Genomic DNA, 7226 nt, shown 5'->3' with positions numbered 1-7226 from the left:
CGCAGCAGCGCGATGGTGGCGAGCACCGCGCTGGACAGAAACGGCACCGGCGCGACGGCCCGGCCGATCTCCTCCATGACCACCGCGGCCGCGCGGGCGCTCGCGCCGGCGCCGCCCAGTGACTCCGGAACCAGCAGGCCGGCCACGCCCAGCTCGGTGGCCAGCGTCCGCCACACGCCCGAAAAGTCGTGCGGTTCGGCGTTATACAGGCTCGCCACGCCTTCGTGCGGACACCGCTCCGCGAACAGCTGGCGCACACCGGCCCGCAACGCCTCTTCGGTGTCGGAGTACAGCAGGTCGGCGGTGTGCGCGCTCATCGGGGCAGGTCCTTCCAGGCGACGTCCTTATCGACGCGGTGTTCGCCCGGCAGGCCCAGGATCCGCTCGGAGATGGTGTTGCGCAGGACTTCTGAGGTACCGCCCTCGATCGAGTTGCCGCGCGCCCGCAGGTAGCGGTACCCGGGTCCGCGACCGGTCAGGTCGACCGTCTCGGGCCTGCGCATGGACCAGTCGTCGTAGTAGAGGCCGGATTCGCCGTGCAGCTCGATCTCGAAGCCCGAAATCGCTTGCGCCAGTTTGGCGAACGCCACCTTCATGCCGGCGCCCTCCGGGCCCGGTTGGCCGGTGGCGGCCTGCTGCCGCAGCCGTTCGCCGGCGAGCCGAAGGACCTCCGCCTCCACCCACAGCCGCATCAGCTGATCGTGCATGGCGGGGTTGCGCAGCGCCGGCTCCTCACGCCAGGCGGCGGTGACCTTGCCGATGTGGCCGCCTTCCCGCGGCGCCCCGGCGCGGGAACCGATCGCCACCCGCTCGTTGTTCAAGGTGGTGGTCGCGACCCGCCAGCCGCCGCCCTCCGGGCCCAGCCGATTCGCGTCGGGCACCCGGACGTCGGTGAGGAACACCTCGTTGAATTCGGCCTCGCCGGTGATCTGGCGCAACGGCCGGATCTCGACGCCGGGCTGCGTCATGTCGCAGAGAAAGTAGGTCAGGCCGGCATGTTTGGGTACGGCCGGATCCGTGCGGGCCACCAGGATCGCCATCTGCGCGTGCTGCGCCTGCGACGTCCACACCTTCTGCCCGTTGACAATCCAGTTGTCGCCGTCGCGCACCGCGCGGGTCGACACCCCGGCGAGGTCCGATCCCGCGCCCGGCTCGCTGAACAGTTGGCAGTAGATCTGCTCGCCGGTGAACAACGGGCGCAAGAACTTTCGCTTCTGTTCGTCGGTGCCGAACGCGGCGATGGTCGGCGCCGCCATGCCCATCCCGATGTAGTTCTTGGGCGTGCCGCCCACCGGCGCACCGGCGGCGGCGAGCTGGGCATCGACGCGCTCCTGGGCGGTGCGCGGCAGATCCAGCCCGCCGAAGCCGCGCGGCAGGTGCACCCAGGCCAGGCCCGCATCGTATTGCGCGCCAAGGAAATCGCGCGGATCACTGGTCGCCGGATCGTGCTCGTCGAGCAGTGCCTGAACCCGTGCGTCCAGGTCGGCCGTATCGACGGCGGTCATTGACCGGCGCCCGGCGCGGACTGGAAGCCCTGCGCGGCACCGAGCAGCAGGCCGCCGTCGATCACCATGGTCTCGCCGGTGATCCAGCTCGCCGCGTCGGACACCAGGAAGGCGACCGCCCCGGCCACGTCGATGGGCTCACCGATGCGCCCCAGCGCGATCGACGAGGCCAGCGGGTCCTCATGGTCCTTCCACAGCGCCTCGGCGAGCTTGGTGCGCACCACCCCGGGCGCTATGGCGTTGACCCTGACGCGCGGTGAGAGTTCCAGCGCCAGTTGCTTGGTGACATGGATCAGCGCGGCCTTGGTGGCGTTGTACATGCCCATCGCCGGCGATTGATGCAGGCCGCCGATGGAGGCCGTGTTGACGATCGCCCCGCCGTGCTCACCCATCCACGCCTTGACGACGAGCGAGGTCCACAACAGCGGAGCCCACAGGTTGACGTCGAAGATCTTGGTGAAACGGGCGTGATCCTGGTCGATCAGCGGACCGTAGGCCGGGTTGGTTCCGGCGTTGTTGACCAGGATGTCGACGCTGCCGAACCGCTCCAGCGTGAGCTCCACGCAGTGCCGCGCGGCGTCCTCGTCGACCGCGTGCGCGCCGACGCCGAGGGCCTGCCGCCCCACCTGGGCGGCGGCTTCGTCGGCGGCCTCCTGCTTGCGCGCGGTGAGTACCACGTTGGCCCCCGCGGCCGCCAGCTGCTGGGCGATCGAAAGCCCGATTCCACGCGAGGCGCCGGTGATGATCGCGGTGCGGCCGGTCAGATCTTGCGAGGTCATGTGGTCAGGCCTTCCGTCGCGGTGGGGGCCGCCGTGGGGCAGCGGAACATCGTTCGCTGTCGAATTTTATTCGCGATGTTTTGGACACGTGTTGAGGTGGTATGCCAGCCGCATGTTATCGAAATTGACACTCATGAAACCGCTGGTTGTTGCCGGGGCTGTCGCTGCGGCCATCGCCGCCGCCCCCGCGGCCGCCGCTGACGTGTATGTCACCGGACCAGCTGCCAACTCGCCCGCCCCGACCCATGTCACCTTCAAGGACGACCCGGGCGGCGGCGGTTGCGACGCCAACGGAAACTGCGGCTCGGGCGGCCAGTTCAACGGTCCGGGCGGCGGTCCTGGCGGGCAGGGCTGCGTCCCGGGCGTCGGCTGCGGCTCCGGCGGGCAGAACGCGGGACCCGGCGGCATTCCGGGCGGGCAGGGATGTCTGCCCGGCGTCGGCTGCGGCTCCGGCCACGCCTGATCGCTCTACCCCTCAGCCTCCCGGGAGCCTGGTGATCCAGGCCCGGGAGGCTGCTGGGTCTATCACGTCGTCCAACTCGAACGTGGTGGCCGCCCGTAGCGCCTTGCCGTGCTCGTAGGCCGCGGCCACCAGGCGGTCGAACAGGTCTTGGCGCTCGGCCGGATCGTCGACCGCCGCGAACTCCTTGCTGAATCCCAGGCGGACAGCGCCTTCCAGGCCCATGCCACCGATCTCGCCGGTCGGCCAGGCGATGGTGAACTGCGGCGCGCGGAACGAACCGCCGGCCATCGCCATCGCGCCGAGCCCATAACCCTTGCGCAGGATGATCATTCCCAGCGGCACCGTCAGCCGCGCACCCAGGACGAACATCCGGCCGAAGCGGCGGACCGCCGCGTCCTTCTCCGCGTCGGGCCCCACCATGAAGCCCGGTGTGTCGCACAGCGAGATCACCGGCAACCCGAACGATTCGCACAAGGCTAGGAAGTCGCCGGCCTTGTCGGCCGCCTCGGCGTCGATCGCGCCGCCCAGGTGGTGGGTGCTGTTGGCGATCAGCCCGTACGGCACCCCCTCCACGCGAACGAGGGCGGTGACGATCCCCACGCCGTAGTCTGCCCGCAGCTCGAGCACCGAGCCGATGTCGACGATCGACTCGATCGCCCGGTGCACGTCGTACGCGCGTAACCGGTTCTGCGGCACCACATGCCGGGCCAACCGCGGATCGGGCGCCGACCAGTCGCTGTGCGCGCCCCGAAAGTACGAGAGGTATTGCTTGGCCAACGCGACCGCATGGGCCTCGTCGCGGGCCACCAGGCCGACCACGCCATTGCGGCGCTGCACGCCGATCGGTCCGATCGCCTCCGGCGGATACACGCCCAGCCCCCCGCCCTCGATCATCGCCGGGCCGCCCATCCCGATGTTGGCGTCCGGCGTCGCGATGATCACGTCGCACACCCCCGCCAGCGCCGCGTTGCCGGCGAAGCAACGGCCCGAGACGATCGACACCAGCGGCACCTCGCCACTCAACGCCGCGAGCATCCGGAAGGTCGGCACGTCCAAACCGGCGGCGCCGCCGACGTCGGTGTCGCCCGGCCGACCGCCGCCGCCCTCGGCGAACAGCACCACGGGCAACCGCTTTCGCGCGGCGAGATCGAACACGCGGTCGGTTTTGGCGTGGTTGCGCATGCCCTGCGTACCTGCCAGCACCGTGTAGTCGTAGGACACCACGACGGCCTGCGCCGCGTCCCGCCCGAACTGGTCCGCGCCGATGGTGGCCAGCCCGGCGACCAGGCCGTCGGCCGGGGTGTTGACGATCAGGTCGGATTCCGAGCGGCGGCTGCGCTGGGCCGCGATCGCCAGCGCACCGTATTCGACGAAGCTGTCGGGATCGACCAGATCGGCGATGTTCTCCCTCGCGGTGCGGCGGCCCCGCTGGTGCCGTTTGGCGACGGCGGTTTCGCGGCCCTCGTCGAGGGTCAAGGCATGCCGGCGCACGACCTCGTCGAGATCGGCTCGCGGGCGATCAAGATCCATTGCTGCCGAGACCGATTCGTCGTCGCCGGCGGCCGCGGTGCGGGTGAAGACCAACAGTGGATCTCCGGTCCCGACCACCTGACCGGGTGTCACCAGGATCCGGACGGTCCGCAGCGCGTCCGGCGCGACGAGCACGTGCTGCATCTTCATCGCTTCCAGGACAACCAGCTGGCTGCCCGCCGCGTATTCGGCGTGCTCGGACGCCACCTCGAGGACGGTGCCGGCCAACTGGGTGCGTAGCGCATCCTCGCCGGGATACAGTTCGATCGCCGCTGCCCGGGGTTCTTGCTGGTGTGACAGCGCGGCCTGGGCCAGCTCGGGAAGCTTCTCATCGACGAAACCGGTGCTCACCCAACCGGATTCGATCTGGCCGTCGGTCAACAGCCCGCGCAGGAAGGCGACATTCGTGTGAACGCCTTCGATGCTGAATTCGGCCAGGGCGGTGCGGGCCTTGCGCACCGCAGCCCGCCATGATGACGCGTGCCCCGCGGATGACCCGTGCACAAAGACGATGAGCTTGGCCAACAGCGAGTCGTACTGCGGGCTTATCGCCAATCCCGCCCGGCCGTAGGTGTCGACGCGCACACCGGGCCCGCTGGGCGGGGAGAACACGGTGAGCGTGCCCGCCGAGGGCACGACGGAAAGGTCGGGCCCGAACGTCTCCATGTTCACCCTGAGCTGGATGGCGATGCCGCGGCGGGCGGCCGGCTCGCCGATGACTTCCAGTCCGTCGGAGGCGATTCCGGAGGGCAAACCCAACTGGTAGAAGGACGCACCCCCGGCGATGGCGAGTTGCAGGGCGACCAGGTCGAGCCCGGTGGTTTCCTCGGTGACGGTGTGCTCGACCTGGATTCGCGGATTGGCCTCCAGAAAGACGAAGTCGTCGCCGGTGACCAGGAATTCGACGGTGGCCAGCCCGCGCAGTCCCACGCGGGCGCACAACCGCACCGCCGCCCGGTGCAGGGCGCGGCGCAGGTCATCCGAAAGGCCTTGGGCGGGGCCGATTTCGACCAGTTTCTGGTAGCGCCGCTGAATGCTGCAGTCGCGGTCGCCGACCGCGTGTGCGTGCGTCTGGTGTCCGGCCGGCGCGGCGACCACCTGCACCTCGATGTGGCGGGCGTCGGCGAGCAGCGCCTCGGCGAACAGCGCGGGATCACCGAATCCCAGCTGAGCTTCGGCGGCACAGCGCAGGTAGGCGTCGTCGATCTGATCGGCGTTGTGCACCTTGCGCATTCCACGGCCCCCGCCACCGGCGAGGGCCTTGATCATGATGCCGCCGCCGTGGGCGGCGAAGAACGCCTTGATGTCCTCGACGCCGCTCGGGCCGTCGGTCGCGGGCAGCACCGGCACCCCGGCGGCAATCGCCGCACCGCGGGCGGCGGTCTTGTTGCCGAGCAGTTCGAGCACCCCGGCGTCGGGACCGACAAACGTGTAGCCACCGGCCGCGCAGGCGTTGGCGAATTCGGCGTTCTCGCTGAGGAATCCATAACCGGGGTGAATCAGTTCCGCGCCGGAGCCTTTCGCCGCCGCCAGCATGGCGGGCTGGTCCAGATAGGCCCGCGGGCCGGTGCCTGGCAGGCCGATCGCCTCGTCGGCGGCGTGCACGTGCGGGCTTTCGGCGTCGTCTTCGGCATACACCGCGATGGTGCGCATGCCCAATTCGGTTGCGGTGCGGATGATTCGCAGTGCGATCTCGCCGCGGTTGGCGACCAGCAAGCTCGCGTTCATCGCAGCGGCTCGCCCCACCGGACCTGCTCGCGCAGCCTGGCCTTGAGGAGCTTGCCGCCGGCGTTGCGCGGCAGCGCGGTGTCGACCACCGTGACGTATTGCGGCACTTTGTAATCGGCCAGCTGGCCGCGGCAGTGATCGAGGACCACCGGCACGTCGATCTCGTCGTCGCCGCCGAACAGCACCGCTCCCACCTTCTCCCCCATGACCTCGTCGGCCACCCCGAGCACGCAGGCGTCGGCCACATGGGGCGCCGCCAGCAGCACGGCCTCCACCTCGACGCTGGACACGTTCTCACCGCCGCGGTTGATGATGTCCTTGAGCCGGTCGACGATGTGCACCCGGCCCGCATCGTCGACGCGCACCACGTCCCCGGTATGCAGCCAGCCGTCGGCGAAGGTGGTGGCGGTGGCCTCGGGCCGGTTCCAGTAGCCGGTGGTCACGTTGGCGCCCCGTGCCACCAACTCGCCCACGGCGGGGTCGTCACCGAACGGGATCACCCCGAGGTCCACCGACGGCACGGCGTAGCCGACGGAGTCGGCGTGCTCGATGGCCTCGGCGTCGGGCAGCACGGTCATCAGCGACGCCGTCTCTGTCATGCCGTAGCCGTTGAACACCGTGGCGTGGTCGAACGCGTTCTTCACCGACCGCACCAGCGACGGGGCGATAGGGGCGCCGCCGTAGCCCACCCACCGCACGCCCGACGTATCCAGAGTGGAAAAATCCTTGTGGCGCAACAACAACGAGTAGATCGCCGGGACGGTGACCATGACCGAGATGCGCTCGGCGGTCAGCGTGGCGAGCAGCGCGTCCAAGTTGAGCGCGGGCATGATCACCGACGCTCCGCCGAGCCGGGCCGCGGCCAGAAGCTGGGTGTTGCAACCGGTCACGTGAAACAGCGGCACGGAGATCAGCGTGCGCATCGCCTCGCCGAGGTCCCGCGGCTGTTGCAGACAGCGGATCCCGTTCTCGGTGTTGGTCAAGAACGCCTCGTGCGTCGTCGGCACGCCCTTGGGATGGCCGGTGGTCCCGGAGGTGTAGAACAGCGCGGCGGTGTCGGCGCGGCCCAGTCGCTCGGTGACGTACGGCCGACCGTCGGGCAGCGGCGCGTCGGGCGCCAGATCCACCCGCGCTCCGGAGTCGGACAGGACGAACTCGACCTCCGGGCGCGCCGAGCGCGTATTGACCGCCACCGCAACGCCACCGGCCATCACCGTGCCCC

The 7226-nt window shown here is 69.9% G+C and carries 6 protein-coding genes; 1 reads left to right on the top strand and 5 read right to left on the bottom strand.

Annotated features, from left to right (window positions below):
- The 3 genes from DQP58_RS25385 to DQP58_RS25375 form a co-directional block, all read right to left on the bottom strand.
- Nucleotides 1–317 (bottom strand): acyl-CoA dehydrogenase family protein (locus DQP58_RS25385; RefSeq protein ID WP_133259435.1); only part of this gene is annotated, 317 nt, incomplete at its 3' end.
- Nucleotides 314–1504 (bottom strand): acyl-CoA dehydrogenase family protein, encoded by a 1191-nt coding sequence (locus tag DQP58_RS25380; RefSeq protein WP_112710839.1) that lies wholly within the window; start codon nucleotides 1502–1504, stop codon nucleotides 314–316. The genes DQP58_RS25380 and DQP58_RS25385, both read right to left, overlap by 4 nt.
- Nucleotides 1501–2283, bottom strand: a complete 783-nt coding sequence (locus DQP58_RS25375; protein ID WP_112710838.1) for an SDR family oxidoreductase — start codon at nucleotides 2281–2283, stop codon at nucleotides 1501–1503. Before DQP58_RS25375 ends, DQP58_RS25380 begins: the two co-directional genes overlap by 4 nt.
- A 133-nt stretch (nucleotides 2284–2416) precedes the next feature.
- Between DQP58_RS25375 and DQP58_RS25370 the strand changes: the two genes are divergently transcribed.
- Entirely contained in the window at nucleotides 2417–2746 is a 330-nt protein-coding gene (locus DQP58_RS25370; RefSeq protein ID WP_067349264.1) for a PE-PGRS family protein, read from the top strand.
- A 12-nt stretch (nucleotides 2747–2758) separates the two neighbouring features.
- Here DQP58_RS25370 and DQP58_RS25365 read toward each other — a convergent pair whose 3' ends face one another.
- Both DQP58_RS25365 and DQP58_RS25360 read right to left on the bottom strand, forming a co-directional pair.
- On the bottom strand, nucleotides 2759–6004 hold the full coding sequence (locus DQP58_RS25365; RefSeq protein ID WP_112710837.1) for an acetyl-CoA carboxylase family protein: 3246 nt from the start codon (nucleotides 6002–6004) through the stop codon (nucleotides 2759–2761).
- The coding region (locus DQP58_RS25360; protein ID WP_112710836.1) for a class I adenylate-forming enzyme family protein at nucleotides 6001–7226 on the bottom strand (1226 nt) is incomplete at its 5' end. The genes DQP58_RS25360 and DQP58_RS25365, both read right to left, overlap by 4 nt.

This window comes from Mycobacterium colombiense (assembly GCF_003284975.1).
Taxonomy (GTDB): domain Bacteria; phylum Actinomycetota; class Actinomycetes; order Mycobacteriales; family Mycobacteriaceae; genus Mycobacterium; species Mycobacterium europaeum_A.
Note: the sequence above shows the minus strand (reverse complement) of the source record. Positions and strands in the feature narration are given on the sequence as shown.